The sequence below is a fragment of the Candidatus Nanopelagicales bacterium genome (genome assembly GCA_028687755.1).
Lineage (GTDB): Bacteria > Actinomycetota > Actinomycetes > S36-B12 > S36-B12 > UBA11398.
Genome location: JAQTZL010000002.1, coordinates 226,495 through 247,399, shown reverse-complemented (window position 1 = coordinate 247,399; position 20,905 = coordinate 226,495). Strand labels below are relative to the sequence as shown.

The 20,905-nt window shown below is 53.3% G+C and carries 19 protein-coding genes and 2 tRNA genes; 5 read left to right on the top strand and 16 right to left on the bottom strand.

Going from position 1 to position 20,905, the window contains the following annotated elements:
• Positions 1 to 6: 6 nt before the first annotated feature.
• The 9 genes from PHN51_04390 to PHN51_04350 form a co-directional block, all read right to left on the bottom strand.
• The gene (locus tag PHN51_04390; GenBank protein MDD2818016.1) at positions 7 to 1,188 is read right to left on the bottom strand and encodes an FtsW/RodA/SpoVE family cell cycle protein; all 1,182 of its coding nucleotides are present in this window, start codon (positions 1,186 to 1,188) and stop codon (positions 7 to 9) included.
• Positions 1,185 to 3,311, bottom strand: coding sequence for a penicillin-binding protein 2 (mrdA, locus tag PHN51_04385; GenBank protein ID MDD2818015.1), 2,127 nt, complete (start codon positions 3,309 to 3,311; stop codon positions 1,185 to 1,187). Before mrdA ends, PHN51_04390 begins: the two co-directional genes overlap by 4 nt.
• Positions 3,312 to 3,398: 87 nt before the next feature.
• Complete coding sequence (mreD, locus tag PHN51_04380; protein MDD2818014.1) at positions 3,399 to 3,908, bottom strand: rod shape-determining protein MreD; 510 nt, start codon at positions 3,906 to 3,908, stop codon at positions 3,399 to 3,401.
• Positions 3,908 to 4,861 (bottom strand): rod shape-determining protein MreC, encoded by a 954-nt coding sequence (gene mreC, locus PHN51_04375; protein MDD2818013.1) that lies wholly within the window; start codon positions 4,859 to 4,861, stop codon positions 3,908 to 3,910. The genes mreD and mreC overlap by 1 nt, the downstream gene beginning before the upstream one ends.
• A 34-nt stretch (positions 4,862 to 4,895) precedes the next feature.
• On the bottom strand, positions 4,896 to 5,930 hold the full coding sequence (locus PHN51_04370; protein ID MDD2818012.1) for a rod shape-determining protein: 1,035 nt from the start codon (positions 5,928 to 5,930) through the stop codon (positions 4,896 to 4,898).
• Between the two features lie 57 nt (positions 5,931 to 5,987).
• Positions 5,988 to 7,349, bottom strand: a complete 1,362-nt coding sequence (locus tag PHN51_04365; GenBank protein ID MDD2818011.1) for an alpha/beta-hydrolase family protein — start codon at positions 7,347 to 7,349, stop codon at positions 5,988 to 5,990.
• 3 nt (positions 7,350 to 7,352) lie between these two features.
• Positions 7,353 to 7,760, bottom strand: coding sequence for a nucleoside-diphosphate kinase (gene ndk / locus PHN51_04360; GenBank protein MDD2818010.1), 408 nt, complete (start codon positions 7,758 to 7,760; stop codon positions 7,353 to 7,355).
• A gap of 31 nt (positions 7,761 to 7,791) precedes the next feature.
• A complete protein-coding gene (locus PHN51_04355; GenBank protein MDD2818009.1) occupies positions 7,792 to 8,139 on the bottom strand; it encodes a DUF4233 domain-containing protein in 348 nt (115 codons plus the stop codon).
• On the bottom strand, positions 8,136 to 9,509 hold the full coding sequence (locus tag PHN51_04350; GenBank protein MDD2818008.1) for a bifunctional folylpolyglutamate synthase/dihydrofolate synthase: 1,374 nt from the start codon (positions 9,507 to 9,509) through the stop codon (positions 8,136 to 8,138). Before PHN51_04350 ends, PHN51_04355 begins: the two co-directional genes overlap by 4 nt.
• A 47-nt stretch (positions 9,510 to 9,556) precedes the next feature.
• On the opposite strand from PHN51_04350, the gene valS reads away from it, so the two are divergent.
• Positions 9,557 to 12,118, top strand: a complete 2,562-nt coding sequence (gene valS, locus PHN51_04345) for a valine--tRNA ligase (protein MDD2818007.1) — start codon at positions 9,557 to 9,559, stop codon at positions 12,116 to 12,118.
• A gap of 172 nt (positions 12,119 to 12,290) precedes the next feature.
• Here the strand turns inward: valS and clpX are convergent, their stop codons facing one another.
• The 5 genes from clpX to PHN51_04320 all read right to left on the bottom strand — a co-directional run bounded on the left by clpX (position 12,291) and on the right by PHN51_04320 (position 16,510).
• Positions 12,291 to 13,565, bottom strand: a complete 1,275-nt coding sequence (clpX, locus tag PHN51_04340) for an ATP-dependent Clp protease ATP-binding subunit ClpX (protein ID MDD2818006.1) — start codon at positions 13,563 to 13,565, stop codon at positions 12,291 to 12,293.
• A gap of 113 nt (positions 13,566 to 13,678) precedes the next feature.
• A complete protein-coding gene (locus tag PHN51_04335; GenBank protein ID MDD2818005.1) occupies positions 13,679 to 14,290 on the bottom strand; it encodes an ATP-dependent Clp protease proteolytic subunit in 612 nt (203 codons plus the stop codon).
• Complete coding sequence (locus PHN51_04330) at positions 14,287 to 14,934, bottom strand: ATP-dependent Clp protease proteolytic subunit (GenBank protein MDD2818004.1); 648 nt, start codon at positions 14,932 to 14,934, stop codon at positions 14,287 to 14,289. Before PHN51_04330 ends, PHN51_04335 begins: the two co-directional genes overlap by 4 nt.
• A gap of 148 nt (positions 14,935 to 15,082) precedes the next feature.
• On the bottom strand, positions 15,083 to 16,378 hold the full coding sequence (gene tig / locus PHN51_04325; protein ID MDD2818003.1) for a trigger factor: 1,296 nt from the start codon (positions 16,376 to 16,378) through the stop codon (positions 15,083 to 15,085).
• A 56-nt stretch (positions 16,379 to 16,434) separates the two neighbouring features.
• Positions 16,435 to 16,510, bottom strand: a tRNA-Pro gene (locus tag PHN51_04320).
• Positions 16,511 to 16,646: 136 nt separating this feature from the next.
• Between PHN51_04320 and PHN51_04315 the strand changes: the two genes are divergently transcribed.
• From PHN51_04315 to PHN51_04300, 4 genes are all read left to right on the top strand, one after another.
• Positions 16,647 to 16,720 (top strand) — tRNA-Gly (locus PHN51_04315).
• Between the two features lie 89 nt (positions 16,721 to 16,809).
• Complete coding sequence (locus tag PHN51_04310; GenBank protein MDD2818002.1) at positions 16,810 to 17,307, top strand: MarR family winged helix-turn-helix transcriptional regulator; 498 nt, start codon at positions 16,810 to 16,812, stop codon at positions 17,305 to 17,307.
• Positions 17,304 to 18,908: an MDR family MFS transporter gene (locus PHN51_04305; protein MDD2818001.1), complete on the top strand. Its 1,605-nt coding sequence runs from the start codon at positions 17,304 to 17,306 to the stop codon at positions 18,906 to 18,908. Before PHN51_04310 ends, PHN51_04305 begins: the two co-directional genes overlap by 4 nt.
• A 38-nt stretch (positions 18,909 to 18,946) precedes the next feature.
• Positions 18,947 to 19,618: a DUF429 domain-containing protein gene (locus PHN51_04300; protein ID MDD2818000.1), complete on the top strand. Its 672-nt coding sequence runs from the start codon at positions 18,947 to 18,949 to the stop codon at positions 19,616 to 19,618.
• Positions 19,619 to 19,624: 6 nt separating this feature from the next.
• Here PHN51_04300 and PHN51_04295 read toward each other — a convergent pair whose 3' ends face one another.
• The gene (locus tag PHN51_04295) at positions 19,625 to 20,236 is read right to left on the bottom strand and encodes a DsbA family protein (GenBank protein MDD2817999.1); all 612 of its coding nucleotides are present in this window, start codon (positions 20,234 to 20,236) and stop codon (positions 19,625 to 19,627) included.
• Entirely contained in the window at positions 20,236 to 20,859 is a 624-nt protein-coding gene (locus PHN51_04290) for a disulfide bond formation protein DsbA (GenBank protein MDD2817998.1), read from the bottom strand. Before PHN51_04290 ends, PHN51_04295 begins: the two co-directional genes overlap by 1 nt.
• Positions 20,860 to 20,905: the final 46 nt, after the last annotated feature.

The window sequence follows — 20,905 nt, the reverse complement described above, 5'->3', positions numbered from 1 at the left end:
TTTCATTTAAGGCAATTGCTGCTGGCTGTGGAGACGAATGTTCTCCAACAGCCCAATGGCTATCCAGGTGGCCATCATCGACGTGCCTCCGGCCGAGACAAAGGGCAACGGAACTCCTGTGATCGGCATGATGCCCAGGGCCATGCCAATGTTTTCAAACATCTGGAAGGCAAGCCAAGCCACGATGCCGGTTGCCACCAATCGGCCATACATGTCGTCAGCCTTCATCGCGATCACCACCGCCCGCCATAGCACGATGGTAAGCAACAGAATCAAAATGGCAGCACCGATGAACCCCAGCTCTTCGCCAGCAACTGTGAAAATGAAGTCACTTTCATTCACGGGGACAAAGCGCCCTTGGGTTTGTGGGCCATGGAATAACCCAAACCCAAACCAGCCGCCGCCACCTATCGCGATGCGCGCCTGAGTTGAGTTGTAGGCGATAGATCCGGCATCAGCGGTCGGATTGATAAATGAGGTCAGTCGATCTACTTGGTATTGCTTGAGCAGGCCCAGCTGAATGGCTAACAGAATGCCAACCACGGTGCTGACTAAAAGGCCCGCGACCCACTTCGTTCGCGCACCACTGACGGCAATCACCGCCAAGGTGACCGAGCCCAGGATTAACACACTGCCCGTGTCGTTCTGCAACAAAATAATGAGCAGCGGGATAACTGCAACGATGAGTGCTAAACGAACATCTTTATCTTTTGGTTCTTCATTCGCTCGATCTTTCTCCGCCAAAATCACAGCCATCATCAAGATGACGGCAATTTTCATAAATTCAGAGGGTTGAATCGTGAAGCCGCCTGGCAGCTGAATCCAGGCTCGAGCTCCCGCGATTTTTGTGCCAAGACCTGGAACGAATGGGAGCAGCAACGTAAATACAGAGACGATATAAATTACTGGCGTGTAAGCGCGCAGCCATCTGTGTTCTAAGCGTGAAGCGATGAATCCCAAGATGAGGGCAAGAACCACGTTGATCAAGTGCTTCTTGAGATACGACTGAGGATCAGTTGGTGACGCTAAATCAGCCTTGCTAGCAGACCACACCAATAGTGATCCCAAGACAGTGGCGGCACCCGCCGCTGCAAGCAGCACCCAGTCAAGGTCGCGAAGGTAATCGCCACCTTGGCGAGATGGAAAGGAGCGCTGATCACTAGACCTCATGGTCGAAAGGAAACTCATCCGCGCACTCCCGAATTCTTACCCTTAGGCGCAACTGGTGTGCCGTCTGTTCGAACCTTAGGGAGTTCAAGCTTCGGAGCGCCACCAACCAAGACGCTCTTTGCTGGGTTCACTGATTTTCCGTTCACTCCAAACAGCGCTTCATAAATTTTTCGCACGCTTGGCCCGGATGTTTTCGAACCCGTGCCACCTTCGGTCACCATCATCACTACCGCGTACTTCGGATTATTCGCTGGTGCAAATGATGCGAACCATGATGTCGAAACCTTGTTACCCGTGACCTGCGCTGAGCCTGTTTTCGAAGCCACTGGAATCTGTGCAAGTGGGAAGCCAGCGAATGGCGTTTCACCTGAACCACGCAAGGTCACACCCGGTAGTGCGCGCTGCAAAAACGCGATGGTTGATTTCGGCGCTGCGACAGTTGACTTCACCACTGGCTTGAAGGATTCAATAACTTTGCCTTCAGGCCCAACTATTCCTTTCACCACCTGAGGTTGATAGACAGTGCCGCCGTTTGCAATCGCCGAATAGACCATGGCCATCTGCAATGGGGTGACAGCGGTGTCACCCTGGCCGATAGCAGCATTCAGTGCGTCGCCCTCACGCCAACGGAAACCGTCAGCACAGTTTTCCTTATCAAGCGCGGTGTAGAAATCAGCAAGCTTTGGGTTGGTCTTTCGGGTTTCTGAATATCCATCAAGTGCATTCGCGCACCAACTGTCTTTCTTGGCATCCCAGTTTTCAGCCTTGAACAATCGGCTTGCCACACGTCCGTTTGATTCACCTGGCAGATCGACACCCGTTTTTGTACCAAGACCAAAGGACTTCGCCATGTTCGCGATTGGGTCTGGTGCAGTGCGATCAGCATCCAATCCACCACCGCGCTTCCACATGGTGTCAGCGATGCTATAGAAGACGGTGTTGCACGACACTTCAAGTGCCCGCGCAAGTGAAATTGTTCCGTAGCCTTTAGATTCGAAGTTACGGAAGGTCTGATTACCAGCCTTGTATTGCTCTGGGCATCCGTAATACCCACCAAGATTCATGTTGGACGCACCAGCAGCCGCGGTACTCACCACCTTGTAGGTAGAACCTGGCGCAAACGTTCCCTGAATAGCGTTCGAAGACAACGAATCAGATCGCTTCAATTCGTTGTACTGCTTGCTCGTGACTCCGCCTACCCAAATTGCTGGATCGTATGTTGGGTAACTGGCCATCGCCAGAACATTTCCATTAGTCACATCTATGACCACAGCCGCACCCGACTTACCTGGATAGCCTTGCGATCGAGCCCGCTGCACGGCATTTACCAATTGAGACTCAACAACAGCTTGCAGCCGTGCATCAATAGTCGAGACCAAATAATTACCTGGCGTTGCGGCGTTGTCACCGAGTTTTTCGGTGACATTTCCCGACGTGTCAATTGCCAGTGATGTCACCTCTGGCTTGCCACGAAGGGTGTCGTCGTATTGAGCCTCTAGACCCGATCGACCAACGACGTCTGTCCGCCGAAGTCGGTCATAAGCATCTGATCTTCCTTGAGCCTCAAGCTGGGACTCAGTAACTGGCCCAAGATAACCAAGAATGTGTGCGGCATTCACACCAAAAGGTGCGGGATAAATGCGATTGGCATGCAGTTGAGCACTCACACCAGTGAAGTCGGTCGAACGCTCCATGATGTTGATTGCAGTTTGCGTATCAATGCCGTTCGCGACGGGCACTGGTTGATAAGCAGATCCGTTCCAACACACAGGGGGTGATTTGGCGCCCTCAGTGCCACAGGTTTTCAGCCGGTCCTTGATTTTTTCAACTGGGGTATTCAGCAATAGAGCCAATCGATTCAAGACTGCTTCACCATCATCTTTTTCGCGTGACAAGGTCACACGATCAACAGTTACTTCCAGCGTTGTGCGGTTGGAAACGATAGGCCGACCAGCTTGATCAAGGATCAGCCCACGAACGGCAGGTCGAACGATTTCTCGCACAGAGTTATTCGCCGATGCCGAGGAATACTCGGCGGCTTCCATAACTGAAATATAGAAAAGTCGAGCAAATAATGTGATCACCAATGAGAAAACCAAGACGCCGAGCACCATGAGACGCAGCATTGAGCGGTCACGCACTGCAGCCTCCATTCACTTGGCACTGGTTTCCTTGGAACTGTGACTCATCGCAGGTCACCGCGGTTCCATTGACGCTCCCTATGATCATCACTTTGCAACCTCAGGAGTGAACTTCTTCACCACCCACACCAAAGGCATCACGACAATGGGAGCTAAAAACCCGGCATAGATGGCACCGCTGAGAATCAGCCCCGCCATATTCCCCCACACCACGGTGGGTTGCCCAAGCACCGAATCGATGACGCCTCGAGCCAGGATCACTGCACCAACAGTGCCTGCTGTCAGGCCAATCAGGAGCGGCACGGTGCGATCACGTGGGTCAAGAAGTCGACCTGCAAAGAATGCGGCTGCCATAAACAGCAGAGCATTGACCCCGATCACACCTTCAGTTGATGGCGCAAGGTCCACCAAAATGCCTGCAGCGAAGCCGTACATCATGCCGACTTCCCAGCCGTAGGCCAGAGCAACTGCAATCACCGAAACCAGGATCAAATCCGGAGTGGATCCTGGCAATCCCAAGCGACCAAGAAACGCATTTTGAAAGAGAAAGGCAACGAAGAATGTCACCACCAAAATGATGACTTGGCGCGCCCACATCAGGATGCCTTTGGCGAAGGAGCCGGAGTGACATCTGACCAACCCGCGCCTCGAGAAGATGACGGCGTAGGAGTTGGCGTAGGAGTTGGCGACTTTGGGCGATCAGGCAGAACAGAATCACGTGGATCAGTACGTGGCGGACGCACCACGACACCAACAACGCTTAATGCAGACATTCGTGCGAATGGTTTGATCGTTGCTACACGTGTGAGCTGACCTGCAGTGCCACGCACTTCAGTTACTTCGCCGATCGGAATACCCGGGGCGTAAGGCTTACCGTTCTTAGAACCAAACGTGACCAATGCTGCACCGATTTCTACGTCAGCTAAAGGATCCAACATCTGAAATTCCAGTGAGTTCTGGTCGCCAGTTCCAGAAAGAATGCCGACCTCTTGGCTGCCGGCGATACGGGCACCAACGGACATCGACGGATCAACGATCAGCATGACCGTGGATGTCGTGCGATGTACTGCCGATACTCGACCAACGAGTCCATCTGCATTTATTACTGACATGTCACGCTCAATGCCATCTTGCGTGCCAATATCGATGGTGACTGTCCAACTAAATTCTTGTTCTGGTCCAACAGCGATCACTTCAGCTGGTGTGATGCGGTAGCGACCCGCGCCTGCAACACGAAGTAATCCATCAAGTGCATTTGCACGAGCACGATCTTCGGCACTGCGACGAACCAAATCACTCAGCGCCTGATTTTGCGCTTGCAACTCGCTGATTTTTTCGCGCTGATCACCCCAAGTTCCCCACCAGTCGCCTATAGCGAGCACTGGAGAAAACACGGTTGCTCCAGCGCGTTCAATACCGCCAAGCGCTGTGCCCACGACGGAACGGAACGTTGCAAACGGACCTTTCCCGCCGCGCAAATCAAGGATTGCGAAGGTCAAACTGATCACAATGAGTACGGCGATGACCACTCGAGCGCGGCGCTGAAACATCGTGAATGCACGGCAGGTCTATTGACCAGCCGCCCTATCGCCGTGGCTCGGAAACGAGAACTGCTTGCAAGGCGTCGAATTCCTCAACGCACTTACCTGAACCAAGCGCAACGCAATCCAATGGACGGTCTGCGATAAGAATTGGCATGCCTGTTTCATGTCGCAACCGCTCATCGAGGCCACGAAGGAGAGCGCCACCACCAGTGAGCACAATGCCGCGGTCCATGATATCACCGGAAAGCTCAGGTGGTGTGCGGTCAAGGGTTGCTTTCACAGCAGCAACAATCGCGTTGACTGGTTCGTCGATTGCTCGACGAATTTCTTCAGCAGACACCACGATGGTGCGAGGCAAACCTGTAATCAAATCTCGACCACGAATTTCTGCATGTGGTTCATCTGGCATAGGGAAAGCAGAGCCAATTGCCATTTTGATTTCTTCAGCGGTGCGCTCACCCAGCATCAATGAGTACTCACGCTTTACATAATTGATGATGGCGTTATCAAGCTCGTCGCCGCCAACGCGCGCGGACAAACTCGTGACAATGCCGCCAAGGGAAATCACAGCAACTTCAGAAGTACCGCCACCAATATCAACAACCATGTTGCCCGTTGGTTCGTGCACGGGCAGGCCCGCGCCAATTGCCGCGGCCATTGGCTCTTCAATGATGAACACTTTGCGCGCACCAGCTGCGTAACCGGCATCTTTCACCGCACGTTGTTCAACACCAGTGATACCTGACGGAACGCAAATAATCAGACGCGGCTTAGCCAAATGACGACGACGATGCACCTTTTGAATGAAGTAACGAAGCATGCGCTCAGTGGTGTCGAAGTCTGCAATCACGCCATCTTTGAGTGGCCGAATCGCCACGATATTGCCCGGGGTGCGACCGATCATGCGCTTGGCCTCGGAGCCAACAGCCAAGATGCCGCCAGTGTGATTGTTGATCGCTACAACGGAAGGCTCATTGAGCACAATTCCGCGACCGCGCACGTAGACCAAGGTATTGGCCGTGCCTAGGTCGACGGCCATATCGCGGCCGACGAACGAAGACGAAGCTGAAGCCATGGGGAAGTGGCCCTTTCCAAAGTGGTCGAATTGCCTATCTTACGCACCTGCCCGTGATTAGGCAGCACCGTCAATCCGGGCTGCCCGAGCTACTTCGAGCTCGCGCAGGCGAGTTTCGAGGCGATCGGCCACCTCCGGTGAGGCGTCAAGGGCATATGCGGCGGTGACCACGGCACCAAGATCGGCCCGATAATCGTGACCAAGGCTTTTGAAATCCCCTGGCTTCACATCGGTGGCATAGAGCACGTCTACGAGCACCTGCGCCCAAGTCACGACCGGCTTCCACGTCATCTCTTCGGGGATATTGCGGCCTCGAGGCTTATTTGGCTTAAGCCAAAATGGGCACTCATTGAGCAATTCAGGGCGAAAACGCACCACAGGATCGCCGTCATGCTCCAAGAACCACACGCGTGGGCGATTTGTCAGGTCTGTAGGTATTTGTGATGGATTGTCGACGGTGATGGAAGAATCCGCGCAACGTGCATGGAACTCATCTGCAACCTTGCCGCCTGGGGTGCCGACCCACAACGCTTGAGCGATCCCATACGCATCGAGATCAAGCAGACCCGCAGGAACAGCGGCTTCTTGCACCTTGGCGCCCAGGCTTTCGCCATACAGCAGCAAGCGAGGTTTGGTTGGTCGATCACGCAGCTCAGCAACGATCGCATCAAGAAGTTCGCGCTGGGTTTGTGATGCGATCGCGACCTTGCCCAATGACAAGAATGACGGGAGCAATCCATAACCAATAGCAACGGATGCCGCATCACCATGAGTCAAGATTTCCAACACATCGACAGGAGTGCTGTTGGCATACCCCGAACCAGCAGGTGCCTGAATCAAAAGATTCGCGCGATCAAAGGCCCCAGTGCGATGCAGCTCTTCCATCGCGAGCTGAACGCGCTCGGCAACTGTTGGTGCAGAATCCACACCAATAAATACGCGCACAGGTTCGATCACACGAGCGTTTCCAGTTACGAATTCCACATCTTCGGCAGAAGTCACCGTTCCTACGAAACGTGCACCTTCTCGACCAAGGGTCTGATGTGGAACAGCCGACGCGGCAGATCCTGTAACCAATGGATCAGCAGGTGCATCCGCGAAACCTGGATCAAGCGCGCGACTTTTATCAGCGAGACCAGCAAATACGTTGCCCGCTGCATACTTTCCAGCAACGCCAGCAACAGCGAAAATTCCTGCTGTAGCAACAAGTGCTGCGGGAATGCGTTGCGGGCGGCGAGCTGCAGCAATCAACAGATCAACACCAACGCCCGAGAGCGTTCCGGTTAATCCACCAAGCGCGCTGGGAAATGCATCTCGCACCTTTGTTGGCCACGGCACGAGAGTTGCCCCACGCGCTTTGGCACCAACAACTCCGCCAACCGTTGTACCTAAACCAAGTCCAAGCACGGAGGGACGCATGATTTATAGACCTGGGAAGAAGAGCGCAATTTCGCGTGCTGCAGATTCAGGTGAATCTGAACCGTGGGTCACGTTCTCTTGCATTTCAGTAGCCAGGTCACCGCGAATGGTGCCTGGGTTGGCGGCTGCTGGGTTTGTTGCACCCATCATGTTGCGCCACTGAACGATGGCAGCTTCGCCTTCGATCACTGCGGCAACAAGCGGTCCGCCGGTGATGAAATCAACCAAGTTCTTGAAAAATGGCTTGTCAGCGTGCTCGCCATAGTGAGCTTCTGCAATTTCCTTTGGCAAGGTCCGCATTTCAAGAGCAACAATCTTGAAGCCCTTACGCTCGATGCGAGCGAGTACTTCACCGACAAGACCACGTGCGACGCCATCAGGCTTAACCAACACCAGGGTGCGCTCAGACATGTTGCTCCTTATTCAAGAAATTGATGAAGTTCTAGCCTACCGGTGGATTTTGGGTTGCCCTCTCGGCCTTGAGTAGGTCCATACGACTGCCTTGATGAATGGCCACGTACCAAAGCACCACAAAAATCCCACCCATCACGAACATGAGCGGCACGAGGAAACCAAGGGCCAGTACCGGAATTTGCAAAAGCCAACCAAAGGTCAATCCCCATGGGCGACGCAGAGTTCCCACTGCCAAGAAGAGCACAACCATCAGAGTGAATCCAAGAGTGAAAATCAACCCGGTATTGCTGTGATCGCCATTGGTTCCGGCGACTACTACGCCCAAGAACACCACGATGGCTTCAAGACTCAATGTTGCTGAACAAAGCACCTTCACTGAGGATGCCGCCTTCCTTTTTGCATCAACTGCTTTGCTTCACCAACCAGAACGACAGAACCTGTGACAAGCACTCCGCCACCGCCGTACACAGCGTCGGCTTCAGCAAGGGTTACCGCGCGATCTAAGGCTTCCGAAAGATTCTCTGCAACCTGAACACGATCCTCACCAAAAACTTCATTCGCGATCAATGCCAATGCATCGGCTGACATTGCGCGCGGTGAGGTCGGCTCAGTAATGATGACTGTCGAAAGGATTGGTTCCAGAGGAATCAAGAAATGCATGGGATCTTTATCTTCAAGTACACCGATGATGCCGATCAACGTTGCGAATTCAAATGAATCCTCGAGCGCATGCGCAAGCGCCACAGCACCAGCTGGGTTGTGTGCAGCATCAACAACAACTGTTGGCGTGCGACGCACAATCTCCAAACGCCCCGGTGAAGTTACTTGATCTAAGCCAGCACGAATCACATCATCTTCAACTGGCGGCTTGCCTGCACCCATAAATGCTTCAACTGCACACAAGGCAACTGCAGCATTGCGCGCCTGATGTTCACCAAACAGGGGTACGAATACCTGGTCAATTTGCCCACCAATACCAAGCAAACTCAGCATTTGTCCGCCCACTGCAATCTGGCGATCAACGACACCAAAATCAACGCCCTCACGGAAGGCAATCGCACCAACTTCAGCAACACGCGCGCTCAAAATCGCTGCTGCTGCTTCATCCTGACCAGCAAGAACTGCATAGGAGTCAGGCTTGATGATGCCAGCTTTTTCGGCAGCGATCTCTTCGATGGTGTCACCTAGATAGTTTTGGTGATCAAGGGCAATTGGAGTAATCACACAAACTTGGCCATGAGCCACATTCGTGGCATCCCACGATCCACCCATGCCAACTTCAATGATCGCAACATCTACAGGCGCATCAGCAAAGGTGGCGAACGCCAAAGCAGTCATCACTTCAAAGAATGAGAGTTGTGGGCCACCATCAGCAAGGGAATTGGAATCAACCATGTCGATATATGGAGCAACGTCGTTCCAGACATGTAAGAAGCGATCTGCATCGACTGGCTCACCATCAAGGCAGATTCGCTCACGTGGATCAATCAAATGCGGCGAGGTGAATAAACCAGTGCGAAGCCCATAAGAGCGCAGCATGATTTCGATCATTCGAGCAGTCGAGGTTTTGCCATTCGTGCCCGTCACGTGAATCACAGGGTAGGCGGTTTGTGGGTCACCCAAGAGCGTGGTCAGTGAGGCGATGCGAGAAAGCGAGGGCTCAAGCTGACTTTCTGGCCACCGACCCAGCAGGTTTCGCCAGACCTCACTTAGGGCACTGGACTCTGCTTCACTGGAACGGCTCACGACGTAGCAGTCTATGGAGCCTTGGGTCGCTAATAAGATTGCCCACCATGACCGGCACCCGCGTACCTGAAAAGCCCACCCTCGACGGCATTGAGAATCGATGGGCCGGCGTCTGGGATAGCCAAGGTCACTACACCTTCGATCGCACCAAGACCCGCGAGCAGGTTTTCTCCATCGATACCCCTCCACCAACCGTGAGTGGATCCCTCCACGTTGGTCACGTGTTTTCGTACACCCACACCGACTGCATGGCTCGCTATAAGCGCATGCGCGGGTTTGAGGTCTTCTACCCGATGGGATGGGATGACAACGGCCTGCCAACAGAACGCCGCGTGCAGAACTTCTATGGCGTTCGTTGCGATCCAAGCCTTCCGTACGACCCAGACTTCACTCCCCCAGCAACTCCAGATGCCAAGCAGCAAATTCCGATCAGCCGCAAGAACTTCATTGAACTATGTGAGCAGCTCACCGTTGAAGATGAGGTTGTGTTTGAGGATCTGTGGCGTCGCCTTGGGTTGTCAATCGACTGGTCGCACACTTACCAAACCATTGGGCGCAATTCACAGCAGGTTAGTCAGCTTGCCTTCCTTCGTAACTTAAAGCGCGGCGAGGCCTACCAAGCAGAAGCGCCAACGTTGTGGGACGTCACCTTCCGCACAGCAGTTGCTCAAGCTGAACTCGAAGACCGCGAACGCCCAGGTGCGTACCACCGCATTGGCTTCCCAACCACAGCAAACCCACAAGAGAAGGTCTTCATTGAGACCACTCGACCTGAATTACTTGCTGCGTGTGTTGCTTTGGTTGCGCACCCAGATGATGAGCGCTACCAACCACTTTTCGGCACCACGGTCACCACACCACTGTTTGAAGTTGAAGTGCCAGTTCTGGCTCACACACTTGCTGATCCTGAAAAGGGTTCGGGCATTGCGATGATTTGTACGTTCGGCGACCTTACTGACGTGATCTGGTGGCGTGAACTTCAACTGCCAACACGACCAATCATTGGCTGGGACGGCCGCATCATTGGTGAAGTTCCTGAATGGATTGCGACTGAGTCAGCAATCGCGCAATACGAACACATTGCTGGCGCAACGAGTCACACAGCCAAGGAACGCATCGTTTCTCGCTTGAATGAAAATGGCGACATTGTTGGCGAACCACGCGAGATCACTCACCCAGTGAAGTTCTTTGAAAAGGGCGATAAGCCTCTGGAAATCGTCACCACTCGCCAGTGGTACATCACCAATGGTGGTCGCGATCCAAAGCTTCGCGCTGATCTTGTTGCTCGGGGCAGCGAACTCAAGTGGCACCCAGCGCACATGAAGGTGCGTTATGAAAACTGGGTTGAGGGCCTCAACGGTGACTGGCTGATTTCGCGTCAGCGTTTCTTTGGTGTGCCTATTCCACTCTGGTATCGCTTGGATGCAGAAGGCAATCCAATCTACGACGAAATCATGATGCCGCAGGAAGCTGATCTGCCTATCGACCCAAGCACTGATGTGCCCGCTGGCTTCGCTGAAGATCAGCGCAATGCACCTGGTGGCTTTATGGGTGATCCGGATGTCATGGATACCTGGGCTACCTCTTCGCTCACCCCACAGATTGCCGGTGGTTGGGAGCGCGATCCAGACCTTTGGGCTCGGGTTTCACCAGTGGATGTGCGCCCACAGGCTCACGAAATTATTCGCACTTGGCTGTTCAGCACCGTGGTGCGTAGTCATTTGGAAGACAATCGATTGCCGTTCTTGAACGCTGCCATCTCTGGCTGGATCCTTGATCCAGATCGCAAGAAGATGAGCAAGTCAAAGGGCAACGTGGTGACACCTATGGGCTTGCTTGATGAATACAGCGCGGATGCCGTTCGCTACTGGGCTGCATCAGGCCGACCAGGCACTGACACTGCGTTTGATGTTGGCCAAATGAAGATTGGTCGCCGTCTTGCGATCAAGATTTTGAATGCAAGCAAGTTCGTGCTTGGTTTACATGCGACTCAAAATGATGCTGCGATTACCGAAGCCGTCGACAAAGCGTTGTTGGCGCAATTAGCCAAGACTGTTGAGCAGGCAACCAATGCCTTCGAAGATTTCAACTATGCACGCGCGCTAGAAGTTGCTGAGAGCTTCTTCTGGAATTTCACAGATGACTACGTGGAGCTCGTAAAGGTTCGTGCATATAGCGAGACTGATGTTGCTGGTGCAGCGTCTGCCAAGGCAGCTTTGGCAACCACCCTTGATGCGCTCCTGAAGCTCTTTGCACCATTCCTGCCGTTTGTCACCGAAGAGGTGTGGAGCTGGTGGCAAGAGGGCACCATTCACCGTTCACCTTGGCCAGATGCCGCTGCACTGGCAAGGCTTGCTGGTGATGGCGATGCAGCCATGGTTGCTGATATTGCTGAAGCACTCTCACAGATTCGAAAGTCGAAGTCTGATGCGAAAGTAAGCATGCGTGCAGCTATTGAAACAGCAACGATCGCTGCTAACGATCAAGTTGTGGGTCGCTTGAAACTTGCCGCCAAGGATCTTCAGGCTGCCGGCTCGATTGAATCCTTGAACTTTGCTTCTGCCGAACACATCGAAGTATCAGTGGTTCTTGCACCTGTTGAGCAATAGTTCAATCGCCTTGTAGCTGCTCTGGAATGCCCCCCAGAAATCCCAGAGCAACTACAAGGCGACACCCGCCAAGGTAGCAATGTCTGGTGATCGAGGGACGACTTTTATTGGCCATGTTCGGACATCAATCGATATGTCCGAACAGGTAAATCAGGCCAAGCTCACGTCAAAATTACGCTGACTTTTCTTCGCGCTCTTCTTCGCGAGGCACCAATGTTGGGTTCGCATTTTCGCGCACCACTGCATCAGTAATGATGACCTTGCCGATGTCGGTACGGCTAGGCACGTCATACATCACATGCAGCAACACTTCTTCCAAGATTGCGCGCAGCCCACGAGCACCAGTGCCACGAGCCAATGCTTGATCAGCAATTTCATCAAGTGCTGCTGGCGTGAACTCAAGTTCAACATCATCGAGATCAAAGAGCTTCATGTACTGCTTGACGAGCGCGTTCTTTGGCTCACTCAACACCGCCACAAGCGCTGCACGATCAAGCTTGTTTACTGCAGTGAACACTGGAAGGCGGCCAATAAATTCAGGGATCATGCCGAACTTCAACATGTCTTCTGGCATCACATGGCTGTAGATGTCAAGATCATTGGCATCAACATCTGAGCGCTCTTCACCTAAGTGATCAAAGGTGAAGCCCAAGGACTTCTTACCAAGGCGCTGTTCGATGATTTTGTCGAGTCCAGCAAAAGCTCCGCCAACAATGAACAACACATTTGTGGTGTCGATCTGAATGAACTCTTGATGCGGATGCTTGCGACCACCCTGTGGTGGAACTGAAGCTGTGGTGCCTTCGATGATTTTCAATAGCGCTTGCTGAACACCTTCACCTGAAACGTCGCGGGTGATTGACGGGTTTTCACTCTTGCGAGCAACCTTGTCGATTTCGTCAATATAAATGATGCCGGTTTCAGCCTTCTTGACGTCATAGTCGGCAGCCTGAATCAACTTCAGCAGAATGTTTTCAACATCCTCACCGACATAACCAGCTTCAGTAAGCGCAGTTGCATCAGCAATCGCAAACGGGACGTTCAACATGCGTGCAAGCGTTTGAGCAAGAAGGGTCTTGCCTGAACCAGTTGGGCCAAGCAACAAAATATTGGATTTTGCTAATTCAATAGCATCATCTTTAGCATTCTCGCCAGCTTGCACACGCTTGTAGTGGTTGTACACCGCTACAGAAAGCGCTTTCTTAGCAACCTCTTGGCCGATGACGTACTGATCCAGGAATTCAAAGATGTCGCGTGGCTTAGGAAGTTCACCAAGGCCAAGTTCAACGGCTTCGCTAAATTCTTCTTCGATGATCTCATTGCATAGATCAATGCATTCGTCACAGATATAGACGCCTGGACCAGCGATGAGCTTTTTAACCTGCTTCTGGCTCTTTCCACAGAAAGAACACTTGAGCAGGTCTCCGCTCTCGCCAATGCGTGCCACGCCTATGCCCTTTCAGAAGTTCGCGATCCAACCACGCTGACGCTACCTTGCTGAAGCCCTTTGCGCAGAAATAACACGCAGTGGGCTGCAACCCATGTGCAGGTTGTGGCGATTTAGGCCTTACGTGACGCGATGACCTGATCGATCAGACCGTATTCCTTGGCATCAGCCGCAGTCAGGATCTTGTCGCGATCAATGTCTTTGGCTACCTGCTCAGGCGTGCGGCCTGTGTGGTGAGCTAACAGGCCTTCCATCTCTGCGCGCATGCGAAGAATTTCATTGGCCTGAATTTCGATGTCTGAACCCTGACCGCCACCTTCGGTATACGGCTGATGGATCAACACGCGTGCGTGTGGAAGCGCAAAACGCTTACCTGGCGTTCCTGCTGCCAAGATCACCGACGCCGCTGAGGCTGCTTGACCCAAACAGACGGTCTGAATCTGTGGCTTCACAAATTGCATGGTGTCGTAAATCGCGGTCATCGCGGTATATGAGCCACCAGGTGAGTTGATGTAGATCTGAATATCGCGATCTGGATCCATGGACTCCAAGCACAGCAACTGCGCCATGACATCGTCAGCAGATGCGTCATCAATTTGCACACCCAAGAAAATGATGCGCTCTTCAAACAACTTGGTGTACGGGTTGTGAACGCGTTCACCATTGGCGTGCTTCTCACGAAACTCAGGAAGGATGTAACGGCTTTGGGGATTTAGGTAGTTCACTTGTCTTCTCCCTTTGCGCTCTTCTTCGATGATGCAGGCGCATCAGCAGCAGAGGTGTACACGTGGTCAATGAGGCCATAAGCCTTTGCTTCTTCTGGCATGAACCAGCGATCACGATCAGAATCAGCTTCGATCGTTGCAAGATCTTGGCCACTGTGATCAGCAATCAACTGAGCAAGGCGCTTCTTGAGCAACAACATTTGCTCAGCTTGAATCTTGATGTCAGACGCGGTGCCACCGATACCGCCAAGTGGCTGGTGCATCATGATGCGCGTGTTTGGTGTTGCGTATCGCTTGCCCTTTGCGCCTGCACACAGCAGGAACTGACCCATTGATGCGGCAAGGCCCATGGAGATGGTCGCAACATCATTGGGAATCAACTGCATGGTGTCGTAAATGACCATGCCCGCGGTGACTGATCCACCTGGGGAGTTGATGTAGAGCGTGATGTCGCGTTCTGGATCTTCAGCCGCAAGCACCTGCAGCTGCTTTGCGATGCGGTTTGAGTTTTCATCGCGCACTTCACCTTCGAGCCAGATGATGCGTTCACGAAGCAACCGCTCATCGAGCATGTCGCCGAAACCTGTCATGCCACCGCCACCTGCCATGAATGGGCTGGTCGGTGCAGAGAAACTGTTACTCACGCGAACCTCCTGAAGGGAACTGTTCTGACCCTAACCCGTGAAGGGGGGCAGAACTTCCCTAGATGGCCTCGTGTTCGCCGCTAGCCAAATGAAATGAAACGTGGGTGCCGCCATCAGGCGACACCCACGTAACGAAAACATGTGAAAACTACTCAGCGTCAGTGAAACCTTCGTTGAGTTCTGCTTCCAAGGCCTCAAGGTCAACAGCATTGCCATCAGCATCAACCACGGTGACCTGCTTCATTGCCGCAGCAAGTGCCTTGCCTCGGCGAATGTCTTGGATCGCCATTGGAACCTGGTTGGCCTGAACCAACGCTTGCGCGAATTGATCAGGTGCCATGCCATAGCGAGGTGCGTTCTGCATCAACCATGCTGAAAGCTCTGATTCGCCAACCGAGATTTCTTCAGCTTCAGCGATCTTGTCAAGAATGAACTGACTCTTCAGACCCGTACGTGCCTGCTCTTCAACTTCGCTGCGGTGCGCATCGTCACCGCCGTGGCCATCGGAGAAGTGATCGTCAACTTCAGCAGTGATCACGCTCTCTGGAAGTGGAATATCAATCAAGGCCAAGAGGGCTTCATGGGTCTTCTCGCGCGCTTCGCCAGCCTGCTCAAGCTTCTTCATCTTCACCAGGCGCTCAGCAACGTCTGCACGAAGTTCGGCAACCGTGTCGAACTCCGAGGCCAACTGAGCAAAGTCATCATTGAGTTCTGGAAGTTCACGCTCGCGTACCGACTGCACCTTGACGTGAACAACGAGCTCAATGCCGGTCCAGTCACCATTTTGTGGGGTGAAGGTGAAGGTGATTTCGCCATCCTTCTTCGCGCCGCGCACTGCGTCGTCAAAGCCAGGGAGCATGCCATCGGTGCCAAGCTCATAGGAAAGTGCGTTTCCTACGAGATCTTCAACTGTGTCACCCTCTGGGGTTTCACCCGCAATGTCGACCAAAAGCACGTCGCCATCAACCGCTTCGCGCTCTACATCCTTCAACGATGCAAAGCGGGTGCGCAGTGATGTGAGCTGAGTTTCAATGTCTTCATCAGTTGGAGTTGCGTTTGCAACCTCAACCTTGACTGAGTCAAAAGCTGGAAGATCAAACTCTGGGCGAACATCAACTTCAGCGGTGAACGAGAGAGTTTCGCCATCCTTGAGTTCCGTTACGTCAATTTCTGGACGAGCAACGGGAACAACCTTGTGCTCGCGAAGTGCATCTTCGTAATGCTGCGGGACTGCATTGTTGACCGCTTCGTCGATAACTGCGCCGCGACCTACCCGCTGCTCGAGAACGCGAGCTGGCACTTTGCCCTTACGGAAACCAGGGATGCTGACCTGCTTGCCGATTGCGGCGTAGGCCTCATCGAACGCTGGCTTGAGCTCATCGAAAGGAACTTTAATGGTGAGCTTGACTCGGGTAGGCGAGAGGGTCTCAACAGTGCTCTTCACAGCGGTTACTCCTGGTTGTTGGGAATTAATAACCCCGTGCTGAAAGCACGGGGTATTGGTCGGGGTGACAGGACTCGAACCTGCGGTCTTCTGCTCCCAAAGCAGACGCGCTAGCCACTACGCTACACCCCGGTAAATGCGGACATCTGAGCATAGAGGACGCGAGTTGGATCCCCTAACCCAGGGCCAATTTCGCCCCAATCGGGACGAATGTTCGCGCTCCACCTGGGAGTCGTTACACTTTCCCAGTCCAGCTTTGGCTGGTCACGCGGGTGTAGCTCAATGGTAGAGCCCCAGCCTTCCAAGCTGGTCATGCCGGTTCGATCCCGGTCACCCGCTCCACCGCACTTCTTGGCTGTATTGCCGTGCATAACACCCCTGCGTCAGGCCCTCATTTCTTTTGGGCCACGCACGAATGTAAAGTTAGTTGCATGACGCAACCAACTATCTCAATGTTGGAGCGCTCAACAGCGCTTTTTACCCAGGCTGCAGGTGATTCGTCGGCCTCACTCATATCTGTGGGCTTGATCCAACTCATCATGACCGCCAAGCGCGTGAGCCCTGGCGCCAAGGAACAAGCCACGGTCAGCGCAATGCTGAGCAAGCTGGCTCTGGAAGGCCCAATGCGCTCGGCAGATATTTCTCACTACCTCCAGCTCGACCCATCCACCGTGAGTCGACATATCTGTTCCATGGTTGATGACGCCCTGGTAACGAAAACCACAGATGAACATGATCGTCGAGTGCAATGGGTTGCCATTACTGATGGCGGCTTGGCACTCCTACACGAACGAGTGCGAATTCGCACCGAAAACTTTGCACAAGTAACACAAGACTGGTCAGAAACGGAACGCATCACCTTCGGCGAACTTCTTGCCAAATTTGTTCATGATTTTGATCGAACCCTGAATGAATCGGAGCACGCATGAGTAACACTGAGCAAGACCTAGACCCAGGTCTTGCACCTGATCCAGAAGCAGCACTGATCGCAGAAGGCGCACCAGCAGAAGATCGCATCACCGGTGCACGTTTGCGCTGGATCATGATCGCGTTGATGCTTGCGATGTTCCTTGCAGCAATTGATCAAACAATTGTTTCAGTTGCACTCCCCCAAATTGTGAGTGATCTCAATGGCTTGAGTTCGCTTTCATGGGTGGTCACTGCGTACCTTCTTGCCTCCACAGCTTCAACACCTATTTGGGGAAAGATCTCTGACCTTTATGGCCGCAAGATCATGTTGCAGATTGCAATTTCTGTCTTCCTCGCCGGGTCGTTCCTCGCTGGCTTCTCCCACAGCATGGAATGGTTAATCGTTTCGCGCGGAATTCAAGGCTTGGGTGGCGGCGGCATCATGGTGCTGGCAATGGCGAGCATCGCCGATGTCATTCCCCCACGCGAGCGCGGCCGTTACACAGGTCTTTTCACTGCTGTGTTTGCATTTTCTAGCGTTGCGGGTCCACTTCTTGGTGGTTTCTTTGTTCAGTCGCTCAACTGGCGTTGGATCTTTTACATCAACATTCCGTTTGGCATCGTTGCACTCTTCGTTATCTCTGCAGTGTTCAACGTCCCAACCGAACGCGTCAAACACAAGATTGATTACCTAGGTGCCGTACTGATGGTTTCTGGCGTCAGCTTGCTGCTGTTGGTCGTTGAATGGGGCGGCCATAAGTTCGAATGGGGTTCAACCACGATTCTTTCGATGATCGCAGGTTCATTGATGTTGCTCGGTGGCTTTGTCTGGCGAGAGTTTTTCGCCACTGAACCAATCCTGCCAATGTCACTTTTCAAGAACCCGATCTTCACCGTCGCAAGTGCCATCAGTTTCCTCGTGGGACTAGCGATGTTTGGCGCGATCATCTTCATGCCGGTGTTCTTGCAGATTGTGCAAGGAGTGACACCAACACAGGCAGGGCTCAAGATGATTCCCATGATGGCCGGTATGGCATCAGCATCGTTTGTTGTTGGGCGCTTAACTTCCAAGCTGGGTCGCTACAAAGCCTTCCCGATATTTGGAACCTTTGCTGCAGCGAGCGCAATGTTGATTTTGAGTCGCATCGCCGTTGATACGCCGTACTGGTACATCGCTCTGGGCCTTTTCATTCTTGGCTTGGGTATGGGTTCAACGATGCAGGTGCTCATGCTTGCTGTGCAGAACTCAGTGCACGTACGTGAAGTAGGTACTGCCATCAGCGGAAGCACCTTCTTCCGTTCCATTGGCGGCACGTTGGGCACTGCAATCTTTGGTGCGGTGATGACTTCACAGTTAACGAAGAACATCGAAGCAGCAATCCCAGGTGGCTCCAATGTTGATGTCGCCGCGATGACCAATGCGGTCTCAACTATCGCGTCACTGCCGGCGAAACTTCATGACATCGTGCTCGTTGCTTACGCCGGCGCATTGAGCCACATCTTCATCGTGGCATTCCCCTTCATGGTCGCAGCATTCGTGCTCGCGCTCTTCTTAAAGGAAGTCAAACTCTCGCCACTGGTCGGCCATGAACATCCTGAAGAGCTTCAACCTGTTGAGTAGCTGCTACAAGACCTTCACTTCACTGCAATGATCTACGCATGACCCAATCTCTGGCCGGCATTGATGGCTATGCCAAAGGTTGGGTCATCGCTATTTTGCGCGACAACCACATTGTGTGGCGCACATGTGGCATTCATGATTTACCCCAAGAACTCGACGGCTTAGATGTCATCGGCATCGACATTCCCATCCACCTTGCAATCAAAGGGTGGCGCATATGTGATGTTGAAGCTAAGTCCGCAATGGGCAAGGCTGGTTCACGAGTGTTTATGACTCCACCCAAGGCCGTCCTTGAGCTTGGTTTTGCGGCACCCAATGATGAAGTTCAAGCCTTAAGCATCGAACTCACGGGTAAAGGCGTTTCCCGTCAAGCAATGGCGTTGGCTGAGCGTGTGCTTGCTGTCAATGCGTTACTTCCCGATAAGCGCCTATACGAGGTTTTCCCGGAATTGGTGTTCGCTGCCCTTGAAGGCTCAGTACTTCCCTCTAAGAAGAGCGCTGCAGGCGCAGGTGCTCGCATGCGCGCGCTTGACCCATGGCTCACAACTCTGGGCACTTCATGTGCGCTGCTCATGAAGCAAGCCCCCAGTGACGTTCCAGTTGATGACGCACTTGATGCACTCGCTGCTTTAGCTGGCGCCTTACGCATCGCTAATGGAGTAGCCGATCGTTGGCCGGTAAAAGGAAACCTTCCAACAATCTGGGCGTGAGTTCGACTAATCGACCTTTGGCCCGTCGAATCGGGTGCGCTTAATTTCAACGACACCAGGAACCTGCGCAACAAGAACGAAGCCATCCCACATTTTTCCAGCGGCTTCACCGCGGGGAATTGGCGTCATGATCGGGCCAAAGAAACCAACAGAGTTACCTTCAAGATCATCAATGGCAATAACCGGCGTTCCCACACCCTTGCCCGACATCGCAACAGCATTCGCATGACTTGCACGAACCAGCTCATCGAAATCAGTGCTGTCAGCTGCCGCAGCCAGACTTGCATCCAGTCCAACCTCAGCAAGTGCGGCGGCAATAACCACGTCCACATCTTTTTGCTTTTCTAGATGGAATCGGTTACCCATGGCGGTGTAGAGCGGCAACAACACCTGCTCGCCTTGTTGTTGCGCCGCTGCATGCAGCACGCGCACTGGGCGCCAGGTCCGCTTGATGAGTTCTGCATATTCAGCAGGTACGTCGTTGTTTTCATTGAGCACGCCGAGTGACATCACTTGCCAGTTCACCTGAACATCGCGAACCTTCTCTACTTCGAGAACCCAGCGCGAGGTGATCCAGGCCCATGGGCACATCGGATCAAACCAAAAAGTCGCCTTCATCAGTCGCACCAGACCTTCGCCGTTCGTTCTTTCTTGAGTTCATAGAAGCCTGGGGTTTGAGCCAGTAAGAGGACGCCATCCCAGAGTCGACCCGCCGCATCGCCCCGTGGCGTCGGTGTGACAACTGGGCCAAAGAGACCAACAGGCGTCCCGTCAGGGCCAGGGATTGCCAGGATTGGCGTGCCGACATCTTTGCCACCTAAAGCCATGCCCGCTTCGTGACTTGCTCGCACTGCAGCGTCAAATTCGTTGGTCATGGATGCTTGCACCACATTTTCCGGCAGACCACATTCGGCAACGGCTGCTGCAATGACGCCCGGCAGATCGCGATTGCGATCAACGTTGCTCATCCGTCCAATGGCAAACAGGAGTGCACGAGCTGCTTCATCACCTTGTTGCGCACGGGCCGCTTCCACTGCGCGAGCAGGCAACCAGGTGTTCTTCATCCAGGCACGGAAATCCTGCGCCAGTGGCACTTCATCGTTCTCATGCAAGATGTCTAGGCACATCACATGCCAATTCACCTTGATATCTCGCATGGTCTGGACTTCTTCGAGCCATCGGGCACTGACCCAAGCCCACGGGCTTAAAGGGTCCATCCAAAAATCAACAGGGGTACTCACGCCAGACACCGTAACCGAGCCGACATCTCTAGGTGGCAGGATCCGC